The organism is Bordetella avium, assembly GCF_034424645.1.
GTDB classification, from domain to species: Bacteria; Pseudomonadota; Gammaproteobacteria; order Burkholderiales; family Burkholderiaceae_B; genus Bordetella; species Bordetella avium.
This window is the reverse complement of the sequence record NZ_CP139969.1, coordinates 316713-343632: the sequence shown is the minus strand read 5'-3', so window position 1 is coordinate 343632 and position 26920 is coordinate 316713. Positions and strand designations below refer to the sequence as shown.

Sequence of the window (26920 nt, the reverse complement as noted above, 5' to 3'; positions counted from 1 at the left end):
CGGCCCTGAGCCGCCCCGACCCGGAGACTTTCTCATGAGCACCCAAACCGCCATTCCTCCCTTCCACCTCGCCTTTCCGGTGCGTGATCTGGCCGAAGCCCGCAAGTTCTATGGCGAACTGCTGGGCTGTTCCGAAGGGCGCAGCTCGCCCGAGTGGATCGATTTCAATTTTTACGGCCACCAGATCGTGGCGCACCTGGCACCGGGCGAATGCGGCGCAAATGCGACCAATGCCGTAGACTCGCACAATGTGCCCGTACGTCATTTCGGCGTGGTGCTTTCGATGGATCAATGGGACGCCATGGCCAAGAAGCTGACGGACGCAGGCACGGACTTCGTGATCGAACCCTATATCCGCTTCAAGGGTGAAGTCGGCGAGCAAGCCACCATGTTCTTCCTCGACCCCTCGGGCAACGCCCTGGAATTCAAGGCTTTCAAGAACATCGAGTCCCTGTTCGCCAAATAAAGCCCTTGGCGCCACGCAGGATTGCCGTTGTCAGCTTCTCTAGAAAACCCGTCCGCATGGCGCATTATTCCCCAGGGTGACCGCTGCCTGCTTGTTATCCTGGGCGACACCATCCATGAGGCCACGGGCCGTCATTGCCTGAGTCTGGCGCGGCAAATCCGTGCGGCGGACTGGCCCGGTGTGGTCGATGTCGTCCCCTCGTTCACCACGGTCGCCGTGCATTACCGGCAGTTGCCGCAAGGCGGCCCGGCGCACGAGTCGCTCGCCGCGCGCCTGCGCACGCTACTGGCGCAAGGCATTCAAGCCGATACGGCTTGCGGCCGCGAGGTGGAACTCCCCGTTTGCTACGGAAGGCGGCACGGCCCCGACCTGGTTGCTGTGGCGCAGGCCTGCCGCCTCTCACCAGACGAAGTCATTGGCCTGCATTCGCAGGCGGGCAGCATGGTCTATATGCTCGGCTTCGCGCCGGGGCTGGCTTACATCGGCGTGCACGATGAGCGCTTGAACCTGCCTCGCCGCGACTCGCCGCGCACCGAAGTCCCCCCCGGCTCGGTGGCGATTGCCAACCGCCAGACTGTTGTCTACCCAGGCCGGCTGCCAGGCGGCTGGCATATCATCGGCGCCACGCCGCTGACGATGTTCGACCCCGCGCGCGAACCGGCAGCCTGGCTACAGCCCGGGGACCGTATCCGCTTTGTTCCCATCGACGAAGCCACGTTTGACCGCCTCCAGGCGGAGCAGCCATGAGCATCACCGTGCTTAAACCCGGCATGCTCTCAACCTTCCAGGACGAGGGCCGCTACGGCTATCAGCATCAGGGCATCCCCGTGGCGGGCGCCATGGACGAAAGCGCCCACCAACTGGCCAATATGCTGGCAGGCAACAGCGCGCGTCCTGCCACGCTGGAGATCACCCTGTCTGGCCCAATGCTGCGCTTTGACGAGCCCGCCTGTTTCGCCATTACAGGCGCTGACCTGAGCGCAACGCTGGACGGTCGGGCTCTGCCCCTTTGCCGCCCTCTCATCGCCCGGGCAGGCAGCGTACTGGCCTTCGGTAAGCCGGTCCAGGGCGCCCGCGCCTACCTGGCGGTCTATGGCGGTTTCGCGCTCACGCCCGTCATGCGCAGCGGCAGCACCTATCTGCGAAGCGGATTCGGCGGCTTACAAGGGCGCGCTTTGCGCAAGGACGACCGCATCGGCCTGGCGCGCAGGCTGCGCACGGATGCCCTCGATGCCTTGGCCCAAACGCTTTGGGCCAAGCGGATTTATCTGCCCGCAACCCTGCGCAGCTCGCCGCGCGAACAAATACGGGTTCTGCCCGGACCGCATTGGGCGGAATTTACGGAGCGCACCCACCACGAGTTTTTGCACCAGGCTTTTCGCATCACCCCGCAGTCCGATCGCATGGGCTTTCGCTTACAAGGCCCGCCCTTATTGATGGATCAGCCCCGCCAGATTCTTTCCGAGGCCACCTGTTTTGGCACGATACAAGTGCCTGCGGGTGGCGAAGCCATTGTCTTGATGGCAGATCGTCAGACCACGGGCGGCTATCCCAAGCTGGCCCAGGTCGCGAGCATCGACCTGCCTGCACTAGCGCAACGCCTGCCGGGCGACACGCTGCGCTTCGCGCCGATTGCGCTGGAAGAAGCGCAGGCGCTGGATGCGGGGCGCGCACGCGCTTTCGCAGCGCTGCACGACAGCTTGCAGCCCTTGCGCGACGAATTACTACAAGCCATCGACACCAAGGAGTCCCGAGCATGAGCAAAACCCTGGATCTGAACTGCGACATGGGCGAGAGCTATGGCGCCTGGCCGATGGGCAACGACTCCGCCGTCCTGCCCTTGGTCAGCTCGGCCAATATCGCCTGTGGCTTTCATGGCGGCGATCCCGGCACGATGCGCAAAACGGTAGCCCTGGCGCTGGCAAACGGCGTGGCCATCGGCGCGCATCCTAGTCTGCCCGATCTTGGCGGCTTCGGGCGGCGCGTGATGCAGATCACGCCGCAGGAGGCCTATGACATGGTGGTATATCAGTTGGGTGCGTTGGCTGCGGTGGTCGCATCACAAGGCGCCCGCCTGCATCACGTGAAAGCGCATGGCGCGCTCTACAACATGGCCGCCAAGGACGCGGCCCTGGCGCGGGCCATTTGCGCGGCCGTGCGCGATGTGGACCGCGAACTGATGGTTTATGGCCTGGCTGGCAGCGTCTGGATCAGCGAGGCGCAGGCTGCCGGTCTGCGCGTCGCGCAAGAGGTTTTCGCTGACCGTTCTTATCAAGAGGATGGCAGCCTGACCCCGCGCACCCAGGCCGGCGCCATGATTACCGACGCCGAGCAGGCAGTAGCCCAGGTGTTACAGATGGTGCTGGACGGCAGCGTCACCAGCCTGACTGGCAAGCGGGTGCCGCTGACCGCCGACACGCTGTGCATCCACGGAGACCAACCCGACGCCCTGCGTTTTGCCAGCGCCATCCGCCATGCTTTGTCGGCGCGGAATATCCGCGTGCAGGCCGCTTAAGAAAGCCCATCCCCAGCGGCCATTTCATAAACCTGGACGATATTGACCACGGTGGCCAGCACATCGCTGCGGGTCATGGCGGCTGCACGCGGCAGGTCGCCATCCGTGATGGCATGCAGCACCTTGGCATGAAACGCGTCATAGGGTAATTGCGACATCGCGTGACGCAGATAGATATGCCGCGTGGGCTCCACCTGCTCGTACAGACGGCTCAAGGCGTCTTCCAGCGGCGTATTGGCGGTAAAACGCGCAGCCAGCAAATGGAAATCGCGCAGATTGCCCGCGTAGGCGCGCACGTCCTGATCGAGGTGGGCGCGCGCCAGCACGCGGTCGTACGCCCGCATCGATTCCAATAATTTATCGAAATTCAAGTTCGCCAGTTGCAGCAGGCTGTAGGCGGCCAGCTCAGCCCGCAGCGCATAAATCTGGCGAATTTCGACTTCGCTATAGCGCCGCACGCGGAAACCCTTGCGCTGCACATGTACGACCAAGCCCGTAAGCTCCAGCAGACGCAGCGCCTCGCGTATGGGGCTGCGACTCGTGCCGAAACGCTGTTCGAGTTCCTGCTCCCTCAAGGGCTGACCCGGCCTAAACCTGCCATCAATAATCAGCTCGCGGACTTGTTCCTTGAGGAAATAGGGGATCGTGGCTGGCGCTTTGGCCTGCAAATGAAAGTCGTCCAGCGGCATGAAAAAAAAAGTAACAATATGGCAGGACGGGCATTGGAACACAAAACGCGCACTAACCGACGATGAAAGGCGTGACGCGCCGCCCATGCGACAGCGTCACGAAAAAACACCTGGGGACTACACCAGAACCCGCTCGATGCCACCCGTATTCGCGCGCTTGACGTAGTCTTCCATCCAGCTATCGCCCAGGATGTGACGCGCCATTTCGACCACGATGTAATCCGCATCCATGCCGGTGTCGCCCTGATAGCGCGACAAACCTTGCAGGCAGGACGGGCAGGAGGTCAGCACCTTCACTTCGCCATCGAAGCCATCGGCACGCACGGCCGCGCTATTTTTCTGAAGCTCTTCCTGCTTGCGAAAGCGCACCTGCGTCGAGACGTCCGGACGCGTGACAGCCAGCGTGCCTGACTCGCCACAGCAGCGATCGGTCTTGATCGCCTGCTCGCCCACCAGCGACCGCACGGTTTTCATTGGATCTTGCAACTTCATCGGCGTATGGCAGGGGTCGTGATACATATACCGCACACCCTGAACGCCATCGAGCTTGATGCCTTTTTCGAGCAGGTATTCGTGAATGTCGATCAAACGGCAGCCCGGGAAGATCTTGTCGAATTCATAACCCGACAACTGGTCGTAGCAGGTACCGCAGCTCACCACCACGGTCTTGATATCGAGGTAGTTCAGCGTGTTGGCCATACGATGGAACAGCACGCGGTTGTCCGTGATGATCTGCTCCGCCTTGTCGGTCATGCCGTTGCCGCGCTGCGGATAACCACAGCAGAGATACCCCGGCGGCAGCACCGTTTGCACGCCTGCATGCCAAAGCATGGCCTGCGTGGCCAAGCCCACTTGCGAGAACAGGCGCTCGGAACCGCAACCCGGGAAGTAGAACACGGCCTCCGTATCAGCCGTGGTGGCCTTGGGGTCCCGGATGATGGGCACGTAGTTGGCGTCTTCGATGTCCAAAAGCTTGCGGGCCGTCTGCTTGGGCAGGCCGCCGGGCATCTTCTTGTTGATGAAGTGCACGACCTGTTCGCGCAGCGGCGGCTTGCCCACGGTTGCAGGCGGATGCTCGGTCTGCTTGCGCGCCACACTGGCAAGCAGGTCATGCGCGGCGCGCTGGACCTTGTAGCCAACGCCGACCATGGCCTTGCGTGTGGCATTGATGGTCGCCGGGTCTTTGGCGTTCAAGAAGAACATCGCCGCCGCCGTACCGGGATTGAAGGACTTGCGGCCCATGCGGCGCAGCAAGGCCCGCATATTCATCGAGACGTCGCCAAAGTCGATATCGACCGGGCAAGGCGTATAGCACTTGTGACAGACCGTGCAGTGGTCCGCCACATCCTCGAATTCCTCCCAATGGCGCAGGCTCACGCCACGGCGGGTCTGCTCTTCGTAGAGGAAGGCCTCGACGAGCAAGGAGGTCGCCAGAATCTTGTTGCGCGGCGAATAAAGCAGATTCGCGCGCGGCACGTGGGTAGCGCACACGGGCTTGCACTTGCCGCAGCGCAGGCAATCTTTGACCGAGGCCGAAATCGCGCCGATATCGCTTTGCTGCATGATGAGCGACTCATGGCCCATCAGGCTGAAGCTGGGCGTCCAGGCGTGCCGCAAGTCGGCGCCGGGCATTAGTTTGCCGGCATTGAAATGGCCGTTCGGGTCAACGCGGCGCTTATAGGCCTGGAAGGGCGCGAGTTCTTCTTCGGTCAAAAACTCATACTTGGTCAGGCCGATGCCGTGCTCACCCGAAATCACGCCATCGAGGTCGCGGGCGATCTGCATGATGCGGTCCACCGCCTCATGTGCCTCGCGCAACATGCCGTAGTCGTCCGAATTGACCGGCAGGTTGGTATGGACGTTGCCGTCGCCGGCGTGCATGTGCAGCGCCACGAACACACGGCTCTTGAGCACGCGGGCGTGAATCGCCTTGAGCTCATCCAGAATGGGTTTGGCGGCAGCGCCCGAGAAAATCCCCTGAAGGGCGGACAACACCTCGGTTTTCCAGGACACGCGCACCGTGCGGTCCTGCACCACATCAAACACGCGCGCCTGCGGCTGGGCCTGCAGGCGTGCCGTGAAGGTTGCTGCCATCGAAGCCAGGCCGATATCGCCGAGTTGCGCAAGCGCTTGGGCCAGCGGCAGATCGAGATGATCGAGCAGCCATTGCCAGCGGCGGCGGGCGCCCGCGAGCAGCGCAACCGCCTGCTGCGTGCGCTCGGCCAGCACTTCGGCGCGGGTCAGCGCGGCGTCTTCGGCATCTTCGGGCTTGCCCACCGGCAGCGGCTGAGCCAGATAGGCATCCAGCGCGTCCAGCAGACGCAGCTTATTACGGGTGGACAGTTCGATATTGATGCGTTCGATGTGATCCGTATACTCACCCATGCGGTTGAGCGGAATCACGACGTCTTCGTTGATCTTGAAGGCGTTGGTATGTCGTGCGATGGCCGCCGTGCGCGAACGGTCGGCCCAGAATTTTTTGCGCGCTTCGGCGCTCACGGCCACGAAGCCTTCGCCGTGACGGGTGTTGGCCAGGCGCACCACTTCGCTGGCGGCCGCGGCCACCGCATCTTCGTCATCGCCGACGATGTCGCCGATGAGCACCATCTTGGGCAGTACGCCGCGCTTGCTCTTGGTGGCATAACCGACCGCACGCAGATAACGCTCGTCCAGATGCTCCAGACCGGCCAGGATGGCCCCGCGCTCGCGGCCTTCGCCGTCGAGATAGCCCTTGACCTCGACGATGGACGGAATCGCATCGCGGGCCTGGCCGAAAAACTCCATACAGACAGTGCGCGTATGACGCGGCATGCGGTGCACCACCCAGCGCGCCGACGTGATCAGGCCATCGCAGCCCTCTTTTTGCACCCCCGGCAGACCGGCCAGGAATTTGTCGGTCACGTCCTTGCCCAGGCCTTCTTTGCGGAACACCCGGCCCGGAATCTCGAGAATCTCGGTGCGCAGCAGCTTCTCGCCCGGCTTGGCCGCGCCATCGAAGCATTTGAGTTCGAAACGCGCGACGGCCACATCATGAATTTTGCTCATGTTGTGATCGAGACGCGTCACCTCCAGCCAATTGCCGTCCGGGTCCACCATGCGCCACCAGGCCAGGTTATCCAGGGCGGTGCCCCACAGCACGGCTTTTTTGCCGCCCGCGTTCATGGCGATATTGCCGCCCACACAGGACGCCTCGGCCGACGTGGGATCGACAGCAAAGACAAAACCGCCGCGCTCGGCCGCCTCAGCCACCCGCTTGGTGACGACGCCTGCGCCCGTTGCAATCACGCCGACCTGATCATCGCGTCCGGGCAGTTGCACCAATTGAACTTCGCTGATCTGATCGAATTTTTCGGTATTGATGACCGCCGACTTCCAGGTCAGGGGAATAGCGCCGCCGGTATAACCCGTGCCGCCGCCGCGCGGCACAATGGTCAGGCCCAACTCGATACAGGCCCGCACCAGCGCCGCAGTTTCCTCTTCGGTATCCGGCGTGAGCACCACGAAGGGATATTCCACACGCCAGTCGGTCGCGTCGGTCACGTGGGCCACACGCGATAGACCATCAAACTTGATATTGCCGCGCGCCGTGATGCGGCCCAGGATTTTCTGAGTCTGCTTGCGCAATTGCTCGGTCAGGTCGAACTGGGCCTCGAACTCCGCCACGGCGGCGCGGGCACGGGCCAGCAACTCACCGACCTTGAGGTCGCGCTGCGGATCATGTCCTTCCTCGGTAGCGGCTTGCGGCTCACGCCGCTTGTCGATTTCACCCAGACGGTGGTGCAGGGCCTCGATCAGCAGTTTGCGGCGCTTGGGGTTGTCCAGCAGATCGTCCTGCAGGTAGGGATTGCGCCGCACCACCCAAATATCACCCAGCACTTCGTACAACATCCGGGCGGACCGGCCAGTGCGCCGTTCGCCGCGCAGATCAGACAGCAGTTGCCAGGCGTCTTCGCCCAGGAGTCTGCCGACGACCTCGCGATCGGAGAACGACGTGTAGTTGTAGGGAATTTCGCGCAAACGCGCGCCGGGTGCCGGCGGTATCGCCGCGGTCAGGATTTGGCTGGCGAGGGGGGCATTCATGGGAGCAACGGGAGGGGCCCTAAAAAAATATTTTAAGACATTGCTGACAACGGCCACCTGAATCCCCCCCGGAACCAAGGGGAAAGCCATTCAGACTGCCGTCAATAGCGGGGCTCAAACCACCCACAACAGCCCCGCAGTGAGCACAATGTAACGAAGGAGTTTACCCAGCGCCATATAGAGAGTGCTGGGCCAAAAAGCCAGGCGCAGCCAGCCTGCCACGGCGCAAAGCGGATCACCCACACCCGGCAGCCAGGCCAGCAGCATCGCCGGCGGCCCGATCCGGGCCAGCCAAGCGTGAGCACGGGCGTTCCAACGCCCGCGCCGCGTCAGGTCACGCTGCTCATCGCCTTCATGGGGATGGCTCTCGCGCCAGCGCTGGTAGGCGCTGCGCCCCGCTGCGCCCATCGCATAGCTGATCACGCCGCCCAAGGTATTGCCCAAGGTGGCGACCGCGATGGTCGGCCAGAACATGTCCGGCTGCAATGTCACGTAGCCGAATACGAAGGCCTCCGAGCCAAGCGGCAAGAGCGTGGCGGACAGCGTGCAAATCAGGAAGATCGCGGGCAGGCCTACCGCAGGCAAAGCCAGAGCGGCCAGCAGCCAGTCCACCGAGTCGAGCAGCCATTGTTCCATGGCGCGCAGTGTAGCCCGAGAGCCGCGCTAGGCCTTGCCCCTGTGGTAATCTGCCCCACGCTCAATTTTTACGCACTACCACTGGCTGTTCCATGTCCACTGACTATCTGAAACGCATCCTGACCTCCAAGGTCTACGACGTCGCTGTCGAATCCCCGCTTGAACCCGCCCCCCTGGTCTCTCAGCGAATTTCGAACACGGTGTTGCTCAAGCGTGAAGATACCCAGCCGGTGTTCAGTTTCAAATTGCGCGGCGCCTACAACAAAATGGCCAATCTAGCGCCGGCCGCGCTGGCGAGAGGCGTAATTGCGGCCTCGGCCGGCAACCACGCGCAAGGCGTGGCGCTGGCCGCACGCCGCCTGAACTGCCGCGCCGTGATCGTCATGCCGACCACCAGCCCGCAGGTCAAGGTCGATGCGGTGCGCCGTCTCGGCGGCGAGGTCGTGCTGGCCGGCGAAAGCTTCACCGATGCCTACCAGCATTCGCAACTGCTGGAAAAAGAACAAAAGCTGACCTTCGTCCATCCCTTTGACGACCCTGATGTGATCGCCGGGCAGGGTACGGTAGGCATGGAGATCCTGCGCCAGCATCCCGGCCCGGTCGAAGCGGTGTTCGTGGCCATCGGCGGCGGCGGTCTGGCCGCCGGCGTGGCCACCTATATCAAGCAGCTTCGCCCCGAGATCAAGGTCATCGGCGTGCAGACCGAGGATTCCGATGCAATGGTGCGCAGTGTGCGCGCCGGACGCCGCGTGACCCTTAACGATGTCGGTCTGTTCTCGGACGGCACGGCCGTCAAACTGGTGGGTGCGGAAACCTTTAAGCTGGTGCGCCAATACGTCGATGACTTTGTCGTGGTCAACACCGACGCCATCAGCGCCGCCATCAAAGACGTTTTCCAGGACACGCGCAGCGTGCTCGAACCGGCGGGCGCGCTGGCCCTGGCCGGCGCCAAGCAATACGCGGCGGAGCACAAACTCAAAGGCAAAACGCTGATCGCCGTCACCAGTGGCGCGAACATGAATTTCGATCGCCTGCGTTTCGTGTCGGAGCGCGCCGAAGTGGGCGAAATGCGCGAAGCGGTGTTCGCCGTCAGCATGCCGGAGCAACGCGGCAGTTTCCGCCGTTTTTGCGAGCTGGTGGGCGATCGCAGCGTAACTGAATTCAATTACCGCATTTCCGACGCGGAACAGGCCCATGTTTTCGTGGGCCTACAGGTGAGCACGCCTGCCGAGCCCGCCAAGATCGCCGCCCATTTCCGCAAACATGGGTTCGCCACGCTGGACCTCACCCATGACGAAATGGCCAAGACCCATCTGCGCCATATGGTGGGCGGGCGCTCGACCCAGTCCAGAAACGAATTGCTGTACCGCTTCGAATTCCCGGAGCGCCCTGGCGCATTGATGCGCTTTCTCAATGCCATGAACCCTGATTGGAACATCAGCCTGTTCCACTACCGCAACCAGGGCGCCGACTACGGCCGCATCCTGATCGGCATCCAAGTGCCTCCCTCGGACAAGAAGCAGTTCAAGAGCTTCGTGGCCGAACTGGGGTATCCGCACTGGAACGAAACCGAGAACCCGGCCTACAAGCTGTTTCTCTGACCGTTCTACTTTCAGGGTTTCGTTCGCGCAGGACCTGCCGCCCTCGATAAAAAGGGCCTCCCGAATCGGGAGGCCCTTGCTTCTTCGCGTCAGCGACGTCCGGCGGCAAACTGGGGGGTCGTGTCACTCACGGTCTACGGAGATAGGCACCGCGAATTCCTTCAAATTGATGCCGGACGTCTACGACACTTAGAACCGGTGACGCATACCCACCGCGACGGCCGTATCCTTCGCATCACGTTGGAAGGCATAGTTGTCGGCGTAAGCAGCGTAGGCGTAGAGATTGGTGCGCTTGCTCAGGTCATAGGTGTAACCCAGGCTGTACACATTGGTCGTGGCATCGTCGCCCGTCAGCTTGCTATTGTTCGGTGCAGCACGCTGCCAGGAACCGAACACCGAGCTGCGGCCCAGAGGCAGGGTGGCGCCGACCATATAGGAATTGGCGCGAAAACCATCGGCCCCGACGAAGGAACCGAACTTGTTCATGCCATCCGGGGTCGTGCCCAGATTCTGGCCGACGAACCAGCCGTCGCGGGTCTGGCCGAAAGCGCCAGCCAGCTTGACCACTTCGAAATCATACGACGCGCCCAGGACGTAGGCATCGACAGAATCCGCCTTCTTGCCGCCCGTCAGGTTGTTGCTTAGGCTCATGTGATCATAGGCCAAGGCTACGTTCAGCGGACCGTTCAGGTATTGAACGCCGGTGGTGAGCACACGGTTGTTGTCATTGATCTGGAAGCCCGAACGACCGTTGTCGTCTTGCGTGTCGTCGGCATTGAAGGAATAGCCAATGCCAAACTTAAAGCCGTTCATGTTCGGCGTTTGATACAGCACCATGTTGTCCAGGCGCATCGTGTTGGCGCTGCTGAACGTCGTGCCCAGATTGGCCGTGTTATAGCTCAGCGAGAAGGGGTCGATCGAACCCAGGAACTTCGAGGCAATATTGGTCTGACGGCCAAATTCCAGGCGGCCCCAGTTATCGCTGTCCAGGCCCACGGTGGCTTGGCGGCCAAACAAGCGGCCATTCTGAGCAGACTCACCATTCAGGGGGCCGAAACCGGCTTCCAGCGTGAACACCGCGCGCAGGCCATCGCCCAGGTCTTCCACGCCCCGCATGCCAAAACGCGAACCGCTGCTCACGCCTTGAACGCCACCCACGCGGCTTTGCTTTTCGCCCTTGAATTTCACTTGCTCGTAACCGATACCGGCGTCGATCAAACCATACAGCGTGACCGAGTCAGCAGCCTGCGCCGTGCCGGCGAAGCCGGCCAACAGCGCCATAGCCAATAGCGTCTTTTTCATAATGAGTTCCCATTGCGGAAGGACTGGAGAAGGCTTGCGCGCGCTACGCTTCTGAAGCGTCAACGCTGGCGCTTCAGAAGCGACAGCGCGGCGCGCACAAACACAGTGTCGACTGCGACTCGCCTAGGAATAACCCTTGTTTTGGCGAATACCTTTCCATTAATGAGTAAATAAAGCTTACTAATCGCTGATAATCCCAATATTGGAATCAAAATTTCGGCCTTTCTCCCAGGAGAAGGCGATATTTCCGAGGCATGCCCAGACCATGATGTCCTCAAAAACTTGCTTACACAGCGCGGCGGGCGTCTCTGAAATTGATGTTTTTTCCCTGTATTTTTTGTTGTAATTTCACGTCAAACAAGGCCGGGTTCCGCATGGCAAGCGAGCACTTCGATGGCAAAAGCGTGCCGCCGGCAGAGCGTGGCGGCAGCCCAATGCGGCGACATGCCGATTCCGAGGATACTTTTCCATTAATGGAAGAATCTTAAGCACACTAAAAGAATCCAAGCTATCTCACTCATGAATCGCTGTAGTTCTGTCCTGGTGGATCTGCAAAGCAGATTTCCATGTACGGAAAAATCAGGCCACGTATGATATGAAGGGCCAGCCGTAACCATTCCGAGAATGCACATGGATATCCCGCTCAACGACATCGCCTTGTTCGTCGAGGTCGCCAAGCGCAAGAACTTCAGCCACGCCGCTGAAGCGCTGAATATCCCGACATCCACCCTGTCGCGCCGGGTCAGCGAACTGGAGCGCAACATCGGCATGAAACTGCTTAACCGCAGCACGCGTCGCATCGATCTGACGGAAGCCGGCATGGTGTATTTCGAGCGCTGCCGTCATATCGTGGAAGAAGCCCGCGTGGCGCATGAGCAGTTGCAAGATATGGCGGCCCACCCCAAGGGCCGGCTGAAAATCTCCATGCCGACCAGCCTGGCGCAGTTGTTTCTGCCCGTGGTGATCCGCAATTTCCGCGATCAGTATCCCGACATCGAATGCGATTTCGATCTGAGCCTGCGGCCTATTGATCCCATCAGCAACCCTTTCGATCTGGTGCTGCGCTTTGGCGCCCAGCCCGACTCCAGCCTGATCGCCAAACAGATCGTGCTGATGGCGCAACAGCTCTACGCCTCGCGGGCCTATCTCGCTCAATACGGTGAACCGCGTGTGCCTTCGGACCTGGGCCACCACGAATGCCTGCGCACCACACTGGGTGAACCTGCCTCCTATTGGATGCTGCACTCGGGCGATAAAGTGGAGCGCGTACAGGTGAACGGCCGTCTGGCCGCCAACAATCTGGGCATGCTGGGGCGCATGGCTGCGCATGGAATGGGCATCACGCCCCTGCTGGTATTCGATGCAATGGAACAGGCCGTGTCGGAAAGCGGCCTGGTGCGGGTGCTGCCGGAATGGAGCTTGACGCCCGTGCCGCTGTTTGCATTGCTGCCCTCGCGGCGCATTCCGGCCAAGACCCGCGCTTTTCTGGACTTTATCCAGCCCCTGCTCAAGAAAGCCTGAGCGCGGCCTGGATGGAGCCAGGCTGCTCAGTCCGTTGCCGAGAACTGACAGACGGTATAGAGCGGCGTGCCGGTTTCAGCGATATGCTGCGAGCCGCCGATATAAGGCAGATCAATGATGGCGGCAGCCTCGACCACATTGGCGCCCAGGCGTTGCAGCAGCTTGATGGCGGCGACCATGGTGCCGCCGGTGGCGATCAGATCATCGACCAGCAAGACGCGCTGGCCGGTACGCACCGCGTCGGTATGTATTTCAACGGTGGCGTTGCCGTACTCGAGCGAATATTCTTCAGCCACCGTGCGATAAGGCAGTTTGCCTTTTTTACGCACCGGCACGAAGCCCAGATTCAGCTCATAGGCCAGCACGCTGCCCAGAATAAAGCCGCGGGCATCGACACCTGCCACGAGGTCCAGCCGTTGGCGCATATAGCGGTACACAAACAGATCGACCAGCGCGCGGAAGGTGCGGGGGTCTTGCAACACCGGCGTGATATCGCGGAAGGTCACGCCTGGCACCGGCCAGTCGGGAACGCTGCGTATGGTGCGCCGGACAACTTCGGCGTAATCGGTCTGCATGATGGTACTCCCCCGGTTCAAAGCAAGGCGAACTATACCTGCGCCCGGCTCACGAAGCCAGATCAGCGTAATTGGCCGTCGATCAAGGACAAACTGCGATGCACTGCCCCTTCAGGCAGACGGGCGTGCGTCGCCAACACAATGGCACGGCCGCCGCAGGCATGGGCCAGATCCGCCAGAAAAGCCTCTTCGTTGGGACGATCCAGACCCGCCGTCGGCTCATCGAGCAAGATAACCGGGGCTTGGGTCAGCAAAACACGCGCCAGACACAAGCGCCGCGCCTGACCCGCTGACAGCCCGGCCCCCGTTTCACCCACCCAGGTGTCCAGCCCATCGGGCAAGCCACGCACAAACTCGGCCAGACGCGCGGCTTCCAGGGCCTGCCACAGCGCGCCTTCGCCAGCCTGGGGAGAACCGATCAGCAGATTGCTGCGCAAACTGCCCAGAAATACCGGCGAATCTTGGGACAGCAAAGCGATGCGGCGATGCACCTCGGCCTGTGCCGCCTCGCGCAAATCGCAAGCGCCAAAGCTGACCGAACCGCGCTGAGGGTCTTCCAGACGCAGCAGCAAATGCAGCAGGGTGGATTTGCCGCTGCCGCTGGGGCCGACAATCGCAAGCCGCTCACCGGGGGCCAGATGCAGATCGGCGCCGCTCAAGATGGCCCGATCACGGCCGGGATAGGAAAAATGCAGATCGCGCGCGACCAAGGCGCCCGCTTCGGGCAAGGGGCGCGGCTCGGCGGGATCGCGCAGATCGGGCTCGGCGCGGGTCAGGTCGCCAATGCGGCGCGCCGCCGCCCTTGCCGCACCCAGGCGCGACACCCCGCGCATGATGGGGCCCGCCACCTCGAATACCCCCAAAGTCGCCAACACCAGCCCGGCCATCAAGGGCCCGGACACCTCACCCTCGGACAAGCCGTGCAAGCCAAACCAAAGCACGCCGACCAGGGCCGCGCCCGCAGCCACCTGCACCAGCCATAGCCCGTGCGCAGCCAGACGCGCCTGCGCACCACGGGCCCGTTGCAAATCTTGGCATTGCGCGGCGAAATACTCACGCGCCTGCCGCTGCGCATGCAGAGCGGCGATGTCCACATGGCCTTCCACGGCCTCCAGCACCGCGTGACGCAGGGCGCCCGCGCTAGCCTGAGCACGCTCGCCCGGCCCTTGAGCGGCGCGCGACAACCACCAGGGCACCAGGACACAGGCCGCCAGAAGCGCTGCGGCCAGGGCCAATCCGGCAGCCGGCAGGTGATAACCCATGACCAAACAGAGAATCGCGCCCCCCGCCAAGGCGGTCGCCACCGGCATGATGACGAACAGAAACACCATGTCCAGCGCATCGACGTCGCCCGTCAAGCGCGCCACCAGGTCACCCGCGCGATAGCTCGACAACTGCCTGGGCGTCAGGCGCAACAGAGAACGGAATACCGAGGCGCGCAGATCCGACAAGAGGCGAAGGGTAGCGCTATGACTGGAAAGACGTTCGGCATAGCGGGCACAGATGCGCAACATAGACAGCCCGCGCACCATAGCCGAGGGCAAAAACAGATTGAAAACGGCCCCCACGCCTGCCAGAGCCGTAGCGGTTAAAAACCAGCCCGACACGCCCAGCAGGCCTACCCCGGCAGCCAAGGTCAGCAAAGACAAGGCCAACGCCCCGAGCAGTGCGCCCCGGCGCCGGATATACAGCGATTTCAGCAAAGCCCACATATCAGCGGCACTCCAGATGACCATGCGCCAGACGCCATTGGCGCGGCAGACGTTGCGCCACGCTGGCGGCATGGGTGGCCAGTATCAAACTGCGGCCTTCGGCAAAGGCCAGAATCTCGTCCAGCACCCTTGCCTGCGTATCCTCATCCAAATGCGCGGTCGGTTCATCCAGCAAAATGATGGCGGGATCGCGCAGAAACAGGCGAGCCAGCGCCAGGCGTTGCGCCTGACCGCCCGACAACCCACGGCCGCGGCCATCCAGGCGGGTTTGCAAACCTTCAGGCCAATCCTGCGTAAACTCGAGCACGCAGGCGCGACGCGCCGCCTCCTGCACGGCTGCGTCATCGGCGCCAGGACGCGCCAGCCGGATGTTATCGGCCAAGGTGCCCGCATGCAGATAGGGCCGCTGACCGATGAAGGCCACGCGCTCGCGCAGCGCGGCCTCATCCCATTCAGCCAGAGGCCGGCCGTCGAGCCACAGATCGCCCTGAGCCTGTGGCCCCAGGCGGCCCAAGACCTGCAACAAACTGGACTTGCCCGCGCCGCTCTCGCCCATCAGGGCGACGTGCTCGCCGGGCTTGAGCTCAAGATCGACGGTGTCGAGCACAGCCTGTGGCCGGCCCGCCATGCGCAGCGTCAGGCCTTGCGCGCGGAGGCTGGCGGCGCCGGGCTGCGATTGCGCTGCGCTCCCGGACAGCGGCGGCAACGTTTCAGGCAGTTCGCCGAACAGGCCATGCAGCTGATGCACGGCGGCGCGCGCCGTCGCGCGGTCATGGTAATGCGCCGCGAATTGACGCAGCGGGGCATAGACCTCAGGCGCCATCAACAGACAGAAAAACCCGGCCTGCAAGGTCAGCGGCGAATGGCGGATGTCGATATAGCCCAGATAGGTCAGGCCGAAATAGACCGCCACGCCCGCCACGCCCAGGGCGGCGAAAAACTCCAGCACGGCGGAAGAGAGAAAGGCGATGCGCAATACCGACAGGGTGCGCCGCCGCAGGGCTTCGCTGGCCTCGACCACGTTTTCGGCTTCGGCTTCGGCGCGACCAAACAGTTTCAGCGTCGCCAGGCCGCGCAGACGGTCGGCAAAGAAGCCGGACAGCCGCGCAAAAGCCTGCAAATGGCGGCGGCTCGCGGCTTCGGCGCCCCAGCCCACCAGGGCCATGAACAGCGGAATCAAGGGCGCCGAAATCAGCAGCACCAAACCCGCCACCACATCGATGGGAAAAACGATGACCGCGAAGGCAATAGGCAAAATGGCCGCCGCGCCCATCGCAGGTATGTATTTGGCGAAAAAACCGTCCAGCGCCTCGACCTGTTCGAGCATGGCACTGGCCAGTTCTCCCGAGGCCTGCTCACGCGACCACTGCGGGCCTCTGGCCAGCAGTCGTGCAAAAAGCGCCTCGCGCACCTGCCGTTTGATGACCTCGGCCGCGCCGGCGCCGGCGCGCTCGCCCAGCCAGCCCAGACAGGCGCGCAGCAAGATCAGCAGCGCAATGAGAGCAATAGGCTGAATCAGCTCGGCGCGCGGCAACTGCCCCGCGATGGCATCCTGCAAGACCTGAGCCAACAACCAGACTTGCATCACCAACAAGCCTCCCGACAGCAGCGGCGCCAGGGCAGCCAGGCCAATAGCCCGGCCCGCAAGCCGCCTGCGGGACATCAGCCAGCGCGATTGCTCGGGCGGCAGTTTGAGCAGCACGGCCGAGGGGTCGTGCTCCACACCGGAACGGCCGCTCACTTGCTGACCGGCTGCTTGAGCGGGTCGTGGGCCTGCCCTTCGCGCAGCTCAAACCACATGGCGTTAAGAATGGCGAAGGTGCAAGCCAGCCCCAGGCCGAGTATCCACGAGAAGTACCACATGAACGCTTCCTTGGTCAGTATGAGTTGGGCGTGTCGCTGATAGATTCCTGCGTGACCTTCCCACGCATCACGCGATACACCCAGGCGGTGTAGAGCGTCACGAGAGGCAGGAAAACCGCTACGGCGATAAGCATGACCCACAAAGTGAGACGGCTGGACGACGCATCCCAGATCGTCAGGCCGGCCTTGGGATTGAGTGCGGACGGCATGATGAAGGGAAAGAGCGCGAAACCTACCGTCAGAATAATGCCGGTCAGTGTCAGCGAAGACGTGAGGAAAGATAGCACGTTAACGCGCAGAGCCAGTAAGACGATGGTCAGGAGCGCGCCCGCCACGCCCATCGCCGGGGCGATCCAGAACAGCGGCCACTTGGTAAAGTTGTGCAGCCAGGCGCCTGGCGCGGCAATCACCTCCTTGATCATGGGATTGGCCGGCCCGTCAGGATGGATGGCATTGGTGATGACATAGCCGTCAAGCCTGGCCACCCAGAAGCCAGCTGCGACGAACAGCAGGGCCGTGAGCAAGGCAGCGATCTGGCCCAAGCGGCGGGCGCGTCCGGCGACCGGGTCCTCGGTGCGCCAGGCCAGCAGAACAGCGCCATGCATCAGCAGCATGAATACGCTGATCAAGCCGGCCAGCACGGCGAAGGGCGTAAACAACTGGAAGAAATGCCCGCTCCAGGTCGAGCGCAGCGTCACCGCATGGAAATCGTGCGGCACACCGAGAATGACATTGCCCATCGCCACGCCAAACACCAGCGACGCCACCAGACCCGAGCCGCACAACACATAATCCCAGTTGTTGCGCCAGCGCGGGCTCGCCATTTTGCTGCGGTATTTAAAGGCCACCGGCCGCAGGATGAGCGCCAGCAGCAGCAACAGCATCGCCAGATAAAAGCCCGAAAATGCGGCGGCATAAAGCAGCGGCCAGGCCGCAAAAATTGCGCCGCCTGCCGTGATGAGCCAGACCTGGTTGCCTTCCCAGACCGGACCCACGACGTTGATCGCGATGCGGCGCTCGGCATCGTTTTTGGCCACGAAGGGCAGCAAGGCGGCGACACCCAGGTCAAAGCCGTCCATGATGGCAAAGCCGATGAGCAGCGCGCCGAGCAGCACCCACCAGATCACGCGCAAGGTGCCCAGATCGAGAGGAATCAAGGTATCCATATGATGAAATCTCCGGTTCAGGCGTCGATAGCGGCTTGGATCGGACTACCCGCCCGACCATCCGGAATCAAGGGCTTGTCGGGCTTGGGGCCGGCCTTGACGGCATGCGTCATGACCCGGATGCCGATGACGAGCAGCACGGTGTAGAGCGCGATGAACACGGCCAGACTGATGGCCAGGTCCACCATGGACAGGCCCGAGGCCGCGTAATAGGTCGGCAGCACCCCCTCGATAACCCAGGGCTGCCGTCCGTACTCCGCCACCAGCCAGCCGCTTTCGATCGCCAACCAGGGCAGCGGCAGGCTGTAGAGCGCAATTTTCAAAAACCGCGGATGACTTGCAAGACGGCCTCGCATGGACAGCCAGAAAGCCACGGCGAAGAAGGCGATGAAATAAAAGCCGAGCGCCACCATAAGGCGGAAGGCCCAGAACAGGGGCGCGACGGTGGGGATGGTGTCGAGCGCCGCACGACGAATGTCCTCATCGCTCGCCTTGCTCAGGTCGGGCTGATAGCGCTTGAGCAGCAGGGCGTAACCCAGATCCTGCCAGGTGCGATCAAATACCTCGCGCGCCTGCTGATCTTTGGGGTCGCGGCGGATACGCTCAAGCGCCTCGTTGGCCACGATACCGTCGCGGATACGCGTTTCGGCGCGCAAGACCAGATCATCGATCCCCAACAGCGGCGTCGTCAGCGAACGGGTGCCGATCAAGCCCATGAGATAGGGCACAGAAATCGCGAAGTCGTTCTTGCGCGCCTCCTGATTGGGCACGGCAATCAGATTGAAAGAAGCCGGGGCAGGCTCGGTATGCCACATCGCCTCGATAGCGGCGATCTTCATTTGCTGATGCTCGGTCGTGAGGTAGCCGCTTTCGTCACCCAGCACGACCACCGACAAGGCCGAGGCCAGACCGAAGCTGGCCGCGACCGTCATCGAACGCTTGGCCAGATCGATATGACGGCCGCGCAGCAAATACCAGGCGCTGATCGCCATCACGAAGATGGCGCCACAGACGTAGCCGGCGCTGACGGTATGCACGAACTTGGCCTGCGCCACCGGATTGAGCACCACTGCAACAAAATCGGTCATCTCCATGCGCATGGTGTCAGGATTGAACACCGCGCCCACCGGATTTTGCATCCAGCCGTTGGCAATCAGAATCCAGAGAGCCGACAGATTGGTGCCCAACGCCACCAGCCAGGTGACGACCAGATGGGACACCTTGGACAGGCGGTTCCAGCCAAAGAAGAACAAGCCGACGAAGGTGGCCTCCAGGAAGAAGGCCATCAAGCCTTCGAGCGCCAGCGGCGCACCGAAGATATCGCCCACATAATGGCTGTAGTAAGACCAGTTCATGCCAAACTGGAACTCCATCACCACGCCGGTGGCCACACCCAGGGCGAAGTTGATGCCGAACAGCGTGCCCCAGAACATGGTCATGCGCTTCCAGATCTGACGCCCGGTCATGACATAGACGCTTTCCATGATGGCGATCAGGAAAGACAGGCCTAGGGTCAGGGGAACGAAAAGGAAGTGATAGAGGGCAGTGGCGGCGAATTGAAAACGCGACAGGCCGACAACATCCATGTCAATCATGGCGATGCTCCCACACGAAGCTGAAGGTGGAAGTGGTATAGACAGCTTTCATAGACTCATTCCTGAACGTTAGTGGGCGTATCAGCCGAGCGCCCACGTAACTTACCGGCAAAAGACAGCACTTTTTGAACTCTTGATCCAAGACGCATCAGATTTTGCAAGGTCTCGGGCGGCAGACGTTGCACCTCGTCGAACCAGCCCGTGGATAGTTCAATAAGCTCAAGCATCTCGCGCATGCGCTGTTGCGCATGGACTTCGTTCGCCTCAGACGAAGGCTCTAGCAAGGCCTCGCGTAGCAGCGTCAAGGTCGGATCGATCTCGCGTTTGCGTTTTTCTTCCATAAGGATGCGGAAGATTTCCCACACATCCTTCGGCGTTTCGAAATACTCGCGCCGGTCGCCCACCTGATGCATCAGCTTTACCAGACGCCAGGACTGGAGCTCTTTGAGCCCCATGCTCACGTTGGAGCGGGAAAAACCCAAGGCCTCGGCGATGTCATCGGCGTGCAAAGGACGCGGAGACAGAAACAGCAAGGCATAAATCTGGCCAACCGTGCGATTGACCCCCCAGCGGCTACCCATTTCACCGAAATGCAATACAAAACGCTCGATCTGCGGAGAGAGGTTCACGACAACCTTTGTTACAGTAAATTCAGAAAGTGCTGAAATTATCGAATTGACTGAAAAGAAAGGCAAGCCATCTCTTGCGTTTTCGGATTCGGCTCGCGGCCTCCGCTAAGGAGGCCGCGTCGGGCAAATCAAGACCAACGAGAACTTAAGGTCGGGCGCTGGCGATCGGACTTCGCAGCTATCCGATGCACATAGCAGAGGGGGAAAAACAAAGGCCCGGCGAAGAGCCGGGCCCGAATCAGGGAACGCTGCGCTGCGTCAAGCCGCCTTGACGGACACCGCAGCCGAAACCCGCCTGGCTTTTTCGCGGGCGGCATCCAGGGTATCGGCCACTGCCAGCCCCACGCCCATGCGGCGCTTCACGAAGGCTTCGGGCTTGCCGAACAGCCGCACATCGGTGCCCGGCTCGGCCAGCGCCTGCGCCACACCATGGAAGGTCACGCCGCGGCCGTCCAGCCCACCATAAATGACACTGCTGGCGCCAGGCTGGCGCAGCGCCGTATCGACCGGCAGGCCAAGCAAGGCGCGGGCATGCAGCTCGAACTCGTTCTGGACCTGGGTGATCATCGTGACCATGCCGGTATCGTGCGGGCGCGGGCTGACTTCCGAGAACCACACCTGATCCCCCGCGACGAAGAGCTCGACGCCGAAAATGCCCAGCCCCCCAAGATTGCCGGTCACGCCAAGCGCGATTTCCCGGGCCCGCGCCAGGGCGGCTGGCGACATCGGATGGGGCTGCCAGCTTTCGACGTAATCGCCGTCCACCTGCTTATGACCGATGGGATCGCAAAAGTGCGTTTCAATCTGGCCGTCCACCCCACGGGCGCGCACGGTCAACAGGGTGATTTCGTAGTCGAAATCGATGAAACCCTCGACGATGGCCCGGCCGCCGCCGACCCGCCCCCCTTCCTGGGCGTAGCGCCAGGCGGCGTCGAGGTCGCCGGGGCCGCGAATGACCGACTGCCCCTTGCCCGACGACGACATGACCGGTTTGATGACGCAGGGATAGCCGATGCCGCCGTCAATCGCCTGCTGCAATGCGTCCTGGGTGTCGACAAATTGGTAGGGAGAAGTCGGCAGGCCCAGGGTTTCGGCGGCAAGGCGGCGGATACCCTCGCGGTTCATGGTGAGGCGAGCGGCGCGTGCGGTCGGCGTGACACGCGCCACGCCCTCCTGCTCGAGCTCGACCAACAGATCGGTGGCGATGGCTTCGATTTCAGGCACGATGATGTGCGGGCGCTCTTGTTCGATGACCGCGCGCAAGGCCGCCGGATCGGTCATGGACACCACATGGGCGCGGTGGGCCACCTGATGGCCCGGCGCGTCGGCATAACGATCGACGGCGATCACTTCAACACCCAGGCGTTGCAGGGCGATGATGACTTCCTTGCCCAATTCGCCAGAGCCAAGCAGCATGACTCGGGTGGCCGAAGGAGACAGAGGGGTGCCTAGCACCGGTGCGGGAAAGGAAGACATGGCGGAAAACCTGGGGAAAAGGGCGCAAGGCGGCCACTCGCCGCCGGAAAATGAGCTGCCAGAATGCCATAGCCGCCTGCCCTGGGGCAAATTCCCCCCTGTCGTTTAAAATCCAGGCATGACTCACCCCGTTCCCACCTCTGCTGACGCGCTGGCGTCGGCGCGCCGCACTTTGCAGACCGAAGCCCGGGCCATCACCGAGCTGTCCGCCCGGCTGGATAGCAGCTTCACGCGCGCCGTCGACATGCTGCTGGCCTGCCAGGGGCGCGTGGTGGTCAGCGGGCTGGGCAAGACCGGCCATATCGCGCGCAAGATCGCCGCCACGCTGGCCTCGACCGGCACGCCGGCTTTCTTCATGCATGCCGCCGAAGCCGCGCATGGCGATCTCGGCATGCTGACCAGCCAGGATGTGCTGATGGCGCTTTCCTATTCCGGCTCCGGCCAGGAATTGCTGACCATTCTTCCCGTGGCCAAACGCTTGGGCGTGGGCATCATCGCCCTGACCGGCAATCCGGCATCCGACCTGGCCTTGCAGGCCGACGTGCATCTTGACGCCAGCGTCGTCCAGGAAGCCTGTCCGCTCAATCTAGCGCCGACCGCCAGCACGACCGTCTCCCTGGCCCTGGGGGACGCCCTGGCGGTGGCCTGCCTGGAAGCCCGCGGTTTCGGTCCCGACGACTTCGCCCGCTCGCACCCCGGCGGCGCGCTGGGCCGGCGTTTGCTGACCCATGTCCGCGATGTCATGCGCCACGGCGAGGCGCTGCCCACGGTCGCCAGCACCGACAGCCTGTCCCGCGCCCTGGAAGAGATGTCCGCCAAGGGCATGGGCATGACCGCCGTCGTGGATGCGCAATTGCGCCCGGTCGGCATCTTCACCGACGGCGACCTGCGCCGCCTGATCGAACGCCTGGGCGATGTACGCGGTCTGACCGTCGCCGAAGGCATGACGCACAACCCGCGTAGCGTGGAACCCGGCGCGCTGGCCGTAGAGGCCGCGCGCATCATGGATGAAAAACGCCTCAGCCAAATGCTGGTCATCAACGATGACGGCGTGCTGATCGGCGCCCTGCACATGCACGATTTGATGGCTGCCAAAGTGGTATGACAATGACAATACCCTCCCGACTCCCCCATCCTGCCGAAGCCCTGGTGCTGGCCCGTATTCCGGCACCGGTGCGTGAGCGCGCGGCCGCGGTGCGGCTCATGGTGTTCGACGTGGACGGCGTGCTGACCGACGGCAGCCTGTTCTTCGGCGAGCACGGAGAAATGTTCAAGCGCTTTAATGCCCTGGATGGTCATGGCCTGCGCCTGCTCATAGAAAGCGGCATCAAGGTCGGGCTCATCACGGGCCGCTCCAGCCAGGTGGTCGCCCGCCGCGCGGCCGAGCTGGGCATTGCCGAGGTCATGCAAGGCGTGCGCGACAAGGGTAGCGCGCTGGCCGAACTTGCGCAGCGTCAGGCTGTCCAACTGGATCAGACCGGCTATATGGGCGATGACATCATCGACCTGCCCGCCATGCAGCGCGCCGGTTTTGCGGCCAGCGTCCAGAACGCGCCCGGTTATGTGGCCCAGGCCGCGCACTGGGTCTCCTCGCTTGCCGGCGGCAGCGGCGCGGTGCGCGAATGCTGCGACCTGCTGCTGGCTTCGCAAGGGCGCCTGGGTGCCTTCCTGAATTCGTCGGCCGTCCTGAGCGGGCCAGGCGCCATCCAGTAATCCCCATGAAAGAACGTCTTCCCACGCTGATTGCGCTGTTCCTGCTGGTCTCCCTGGTGATAAGCACCTGGTGGGCGGCCGACTATGCGCAGCGGGCCATTCCCATCGACCCGCCGCGCCGCATCACGCACGAGAAAGACGCCTGGTCGCGCGACTTCGTTATGCTGCGCACCGATGCGCAGGGCAAGCCTATCAATCGCATGGAAGGCGTGTACGGCGAGCATTTCCCCGACGACGACTCTTACCACGTGGTTTCGCCGCGCGCGATCGGCCAGCAGGCCAACAACCCCGTCACGGTCGCGGTATCCAAAACGGCCATCATGGAAGAAGGCGGCAAGCGCGTCGTCATGAACGGCGACGCTCATGTCCACCGCAACGGGGACGCCAATAACGACGCACTCGATGTGCGCAGCCAGCAACTCATCCTGATCCCCGACGACGACCTGGTCTTCACCGACCTGCCGGCTCAGGTCATCAAAGGCAATTCGCGCATGAACGGCACCGGAATGCGTTACAACAACAAAACGCGGCAGCTCGAAGTGCACGCCTCGACGGACGTCGAAATCGCTGGCAGCGAATCCCGCAGGCAGAACGCCGGGCCCTCTACTCCCAACCAGAACAAACCATGACTGACTTTCCGTTTGCGCAGCGCCTGATGAGCGCGCTGCTGCTGACCGCAGCAATGTGCGCTCCCGCTCTGGCCCAACAGGCCAAGCCCGAAGACCCGAGCACGCTGATCCTCTCCGATTCGCTGCAATATGACGACGTCAAACGTCAAAGCGTCTTTACCGGCAATGTCGCACTGACCCGCGGCCTGATGACGCTTAACGCCGATAAGCTCGAGGTGCGCGAAGACCAGAAGGGCAATCAGTTCGGCACAGCGACCGCCAACAAGGGCAAACTGGTCCGCATCCGCCAGGAGCGCCCCGACACCTTCGAAATCATCGAAGGCGAGGGCCTGCGCGCCGACTACGACGGCACGAACAGCCAATTCGATCTTATCGGCCAGGCCGTCGTGACGCGTTACATCTGCGGCAAACCCTTTGACACCATCCGCGGCGACCGTGTGCGCTATAACGAGAAGACCGGCATCTACCAGGCCGAAGGCGGCCCGAATTCTGCGGCGCCGGGCGGCCGGGTCCGCTCCTACTCGCCGCCGCGCGCCAAGGCGGATGCCGCCATCGCCGAATGCCGCGCCAGCAAAAAGCCCGCAGCCGCCGCGAAAAAATAAGGCCCCGCGCCGACTACCGCAACTGATTTCCGATCCATGACGTCTTCCTCTACCACCACGCTGTCCCCGATACAGCAGGGCAATCTGCGCGCTACCGGCCTGCGCAAGACCTATAACGGCCGTACCGTTGTGCAGGACGTATCGCTCTCGGTAGAAAGCGGCGAAGTGGTGGGCCTGCTCGGCCCCAACGGCGCCGGCAAGACCACCAGCTTCTACATGATCGTAGGTCTGGTGCCCGCCGATGCCGGACGCATCGAGATCGACGGCAAAGAAATCACGGCTATGCCCATCCACAAGCGCGCGCGCATGGGATTGTCGTACCTGCCGCAGGATGCCTCGGTGTTTCGCCGCCTGACCGTCGAGCAAAACATCCGCGCCGTGCTCGAATTGCAGCTCGATGCGCAGGGCAAGGCCTTGTCGGCCGCTAAAATCGCGGAAAATCTCGAATCGCTGCTCGACGAGCTGCAAATCGGCCACATCCGCAGCAACACCGCCATTTCGCTGTCGGGCGGCGAGCGCCGCCGCGTCGAAATCGCACGCGCCCTGGCCACCAATCCTCGCTTCATCTTGCTCGACGAGCCTTTCGCCGGGGTGGACCCGATTGCCGTGATCGAAATCCAGCGTATCGTGCGCTTTCTGAAAGGCCGCGGTATCGGCGTCTTGATCACCGACCACAATGTGCGCGAAACCCTGGGCATCTGCGACCGCGCCTACATCATCAGCGAAGGCAAGGTGCTGACCAACGGCCATCCCGATGAAATCGTCGGCGATCCGGCGGTGCGCCGCGTCTATCTGGGCGAACACTTCCGCATGTAGCCCAAGCTGGCGCCAACGCGCCAGCCGCTACGGCAAGTCGCTGTCAGCCGAACTTGCGTTGGGCGTCCAGCGCCAGGCCTGCGCCAATACTACCGAACAGATCGCCCTCGACGCTGCGTGCGCCCGGCAGCAATGCCGACACCCGCTCGCGCAGACAGGGCACGCGGCTGGAGCCGCCCGTGAAGAACAGCGTATCGACATGGCTCACGCCGGCATCGGCCAGCAGATGGGCCACCGTGCTTTCGATGCGCTCGATCAGGCCGCTCATGGACAGATCAAAGGCAGGACGGTCGACCTGGGCCGCCAGATCCGGGGCAATACGCGACAGATCGATGCGGGTGCCAGGGGCTTCAGACAGCGCGATCTTGGCCTCTTCAACCTGGATGGCAACCCAATGGCCCTCGCGATTCTTGATCAGGGTCATGAGACGGTCGATCTTCTCGCGTTCGATAGCCTGAGCCTGAATAAAGGAGAAAGTCTCGGCCGCCTTACGGGTATAGGCTTGATTAATCGTATGCCAGCAGGCCAGATTGGCGTACTGGGTGGACGGCACATCCTTGCCGGTTTTCAGTTGCCCGCCCAGACCGAACAGCGGCATAACATGGGCCAGGCTGAGCTGCTTATCGAAATCGGTGCCGCCGATGTGCACACCGCCGTGCGAAAGAATGTCTTCGCGGCGGTCTTCCCGCCCGGCGCGCTGCGGACCGAGACGAATCAAAGAGAAATCGGAAGTACCACCGCCGATATCGATGACAAGCACGAGTTCTTCGCGCGAGATCTGTGACTCGTAATCAAAAGCTGCCGCCAGCGGCTCGTATTGGAAGGCTATATCGCGCAGGCCCACGGCGCGCGCGATTTCACCCAGGGTGTCCTGGGCCAGTTGGTCGGCCTTCGGATCGTCATCGACGAAAAACACCGGGCGGCCAAGCACGGCCGACTCGAACTGACGGCCGGCGGTTTGCTCGGCGCGCGCCTTCAGTTCGGCGATAAAGCGCGTAAGCAACACCTTGAAGGGCACGGCGCGCCCGCCAACCTCGGTATGGCCCTCCATGAGCGAGCTGCCCAGCAGGCTTTTCATGGAGCGCATGAGCCGGCCATCATAGCCGGCAACATAGTCAGCGATGGCCGCTCGGCCGTAACTGACCTCGTTGTCTTCGTCGTGAAAAAAAATGGCTGACGGCAGGGTGGGTTTGCCGCCCTCGAGCGCGAGCAGGGCGTGCTGTCCAGGGCGCATCCAGCCGACAGTAGAGTTGGAGGTGCCGAAGTCGATTCCGCAGGCAGTCATGGAAAACCAAAAAAAAAGGGCGCACTAGTTTAGCCTGCCGGCGAGTCCG

The 26920-nt window shown here is 62.5% G+C and carries 24 protein-coding genes; 11 read left to right on the top strand and 13 right to left on the bottom strand.

From position 1 onward, the window contains the following. Positions 1-34 precede the first annotated feature (34 nt). From U0029_RS01605 to U0029_RS01590, 4 genes are read left to right on the top strand one after another with little or no spacing between them, the layout of a single operon-like run. Positions 35-466, top strand: coding sequence for a VOC family protein (locus U0029_RS01605; RefSeq protein ID WP_012418733.1), 432 nt, complete (start codon positions 35-37; stop codon positions 464-466). A gap of 21 nt (positions 467-487) precedes the next feature. Further along, complete coding sequence (gene pxpB / locus U0029_RS01600) at positions 488-1213, top strand: 5-oxoprolinase subunit PxpB (RefSeq protein ID WP_114852163.1); 726 nt, start codon at positions 488-490, stop codon at positions 1211-1213. After that, positions 1210-2226 (top strand): 5-oxoprolinase subunit C family protein, encoded by a 1017-nt coding sequence (locus U0029_RS01595; RefSeq protein WP_114852162.1) that lies wholly within the window; start codon positions 1210-1212, stop codon positions 2224-2226. The genes pxpB and U0029_RS01595 overlap by 4 nt, the downstream gene beginning before the upstream one ends. Continuing rightward, entirely contained in the window at positions 2223-2981 is a 759-nt protein-coding gene (locus U0029_RS01590; RefSeq protein WP_114852161.1) for a LamB/YcsF family protein, read from the top strand. Before U0029_RS01595 ends, U0029_RS01590 begins: the two co-directional genes overlap by 4 nt. Here U0029_RS01590 and U0029_RS01585 read toward each other — a convergent pair. The 3 genes from U0029_RS01585 to U0029_RS01575 form a co-directional block, all read right to left on the bottom strand. Then, positions 2978-3670: a GntR family transcriptional regulator gene (locus U0029_RS01585; protein WP_039051572.1), complete on the bottom strand. Its 693-nt coding sequence runs from the start codon at positions 3668-3670 to the stop codon at positions 2978-2980. The two genes, U0029_RS01590 and U0029_RS01585, sit on opposite strands and share 4 nt — an antisense overlap. Before the next feature lie 117 nt (positions 3671-3787). After that, positions 3788-7750: a DUF3683 domain-containing protein gene (locus tag U0029_RS01580; RefSeq protein ID WP_114852236.1), complete on the bottom strand. Its 3963-nt coding sequence runs from the start codon at positions 7748-7750 to the stop codon at positions 3788-3790. A 114-nt stretch (positions 7751-7864) separates the two neighbouring features. Then, a complete protein-coding gene (locus U0029_RS01575) occupies positions 7865-8386 on the bottom strand; it encodes a YqaA family protein (RefSeq protein WP_012418739.1) in 522 nt (173 codons plus the stop codon). Between the two features lie 92 nt (positions 8387-8478). Here U0029_RS01575 and ilvA point away from each other — a divergent pair, with 92 nt between their 5' ends. Then, entirely contained in the window at positions 8479-9987 is a 1509-nt protein-coding gene (ilvA, locus tag U0029_RS01570; protein WP_012418740.1) for a threonine ammonia-lyase, biosynthetic, read from the top strand. Between the two features lie 189 nt (positions 9988-10176). Here ilvA and U0029_RS01565 read toward each other — a convergent pair whose 3' ends face one another. Continuing rightward, a complete protein-coding gene (locus U0029_RS01565) occupies positions 10177-11289 on the bottom strand; it encodes a porin (protein WP_114852160.1) in 1113 nt (370 codons plus the stop codon). 630 nt (positions 11290-11919) lie between these two features. Here U0029_RS01565 and U0029_RS01560 point away from each other — a divergent pair. Next, positions 11920-12810: a LysR family transcriptional regulator gene (locus U0029_RS01560; RefSeq protein WP_114852159.1), complete on the top strand. Its 891-nt coding sequence runs from the start codon at positions 11920-11922 to the stop codon at positions 12808-12810. 26 nt (positions 12811-12836) lie between these two features. Here U0029_RS01560 and U0029_RS01555 read toward each other — a convergent pair whose 3' ends face one another. The 8 genes from U0029_RS01555 to purT all read right to left on the bottom strand — a co-directional run bounded on the left by U0029_RS01555 (position 12837) and on the right by purT (position 21826). Then, positions 12837-13385, bottom strand: coding sequence for an adenine phosphoribosyltransferase (locus U0029_RS01555; protein WP_012418744.1), 549 nt, complete (start codon positions 13383-13385; stop codon positions 12837-12839). 62 nt (positions 13386-13447) lie between these two features. Beyond that, positions 13448-15097: a thiol reductant ABC exporter subunit CydC gene (gene cydC / locus U0029_RS01550; protein ID WP_114852158.1), complete on the bottom strand. Its 1650-nt coding sequence runs from the start codon at positions 15095-15097 to the stop codon at positions 13448-13450. Position 15098: 1 nt separating this feature from the next. Further along, positions 15099-16838: a thiol reductant ABC exporter subunit CydD gene (cydD, locus tag U0029_RS01545; protein WP_114852157.1), complete on the bottom strand. Its 1740-nt coding sequence runs from the start codon at positions 16836-16838 to the stop codon at positions 15099-15101. Further along, positions 16835-16960: a cytochrome bd-I oxidase subunit CydX gene (cydX, locus tag U0029_RS01540; RefSeq protein WP_012418747.1), complete on the bottom strand. Its 126-nt coding sequence runs from the start codon at positions 16958-16960 to the stop codon at positions 16835-16837. Before cydX ends, cydD begins: the two co-directional genes overlap by 4 nt. Before the next feature lie 14 nt (positions 16961-16974). After that, positions 16975-18126, bottom strand: coding sequence for a cytochrome d ubiquinol oxidase subunit II (gene cydB / locus U0029_RS01535; RefSeq protein WP_012418748.1), 1152 nt, complete (start codon positions 18124-18126; stop codon positions 16975-16977). Positions 18127-18143: 17 nt separating this feature from the next. Continuing rightward, positions 18144-19721 carry a cytochrome ubiquinol oxidase subunit I gene (locus tag U0029_RS01530; RefSeq protein WP_114852156.1) on the bottom strand — a complete coding sequence of 526 codons (1578 nt, stop codon included), beginning with the start codon at positions 19719-19721 and terminating at the stop codon, positions 18144-18146. Between the two features lie 56 nt (positions 19722-19777). Beyond that, complete coding sequence (locus U0029_RS01525; RefSeq protein ID WP_039051570.1) at positions 19778-20350, bottom strand: GbsR/MarR family transcriptional regulator; 573 nt, start codon at positions 20348-20350, stop codon at positions 19778-19780. A gap of 258 nt (positions 20351-20608) precedes the next feature. Then, positions 20609-21826, bottom strand: a complete 1218-nt coding sequence (gene purT, locus U0029_RS01520) for a formate-dependent phosphoribosylglycinamide formyltransferase (protein WP_012418751.1) — start codon at positions 21824-21826, stop codon at positions 20609-20611. Positions 21827-21944: 118 nt separating this feature from the next. Between purT and U0029_RS01515 the strand changes: the two genes are divergently transcribed. The 5 genes from U0029_RS01515 to lptB are packed head-to-tail and all read left to right on the top strand — an operon-like array spanning position 21945 to position 25586. Then, positions 21945-22931, top strand: a complete 987-nt coding sequence (locus U0029_RS01515; protein ID WP_114852155.1) for a KpsF/GutQ family sugar-phosphate isomerase — start codon at positions 21945-21947, stop codon at positions 22929-22931. Continuing rightward, positions 22928-23539, top strand: a complete 612-nt coding sequence (locus tag U0029_RS01510; protein WP_012418753.1) for a KdsC family phosphatase — start codon at positions 22928-22930, stop codon at positions 23537-23539. Before U0029_RS01515 ends, U0029_RS01510 begins: the two co-directional genes overlap by 4 nt. A 5-nt stretch (positions 23540-23544) precedes the next feature. After that, positions 23545-24168: an LPS export ABC transporter periplasmic protein LptC gene (lptC, locus tag U0029_RS01505; RefSeq protein WP_114852154.1), complete on the top strand. Its 624-nt coding sequence runs from the start codon at positions 23545-23547 to the stop codon at positions 24166-24168. Next, positions 24165-24770, top strand: a complete 606-nt coding sequence (lptA, locus tag U0029_RS01500; protein WP_012418755.1) for a lipopolysaccharide transport periplasmic protein LptA — start codon at positions 24165-24167, stop codon at positions 24768-24770. Before lptC ends, lptA begins: the two co-directional genes overlap by 4 nt. A 36-nt stretch (positions 24771-24806) precedes the next feature. Next, on the top strand, positions 24807-25586 hold the full coding sequence (gene lptB / locus U0029_RS01495; protein WP_012418756.1) for an LPS export ABC transporter ATP-binding protein: 780 nt from the start codon (positions 24807-24809) through the stop codon (positions 25584-25586). Between the two features lie 43 nt (positions 25587-25629). Here lptB and U0029_RS01490 read toward each other — a convergent pair whose 3' ends face one another. Continuing rightward, on the bottom strand, positions 25630-26871 hold the full coding sequence (locus U0029_RS01490) for an Hsp70 family protein (protein ID WP_012418757.1): 1242 nt from the start codon (positions 26869-26871) through the stop codon (positions 25630-25632). Between the last annotated feature and the right edge of the window lie 49 nt (positions 26872-26920).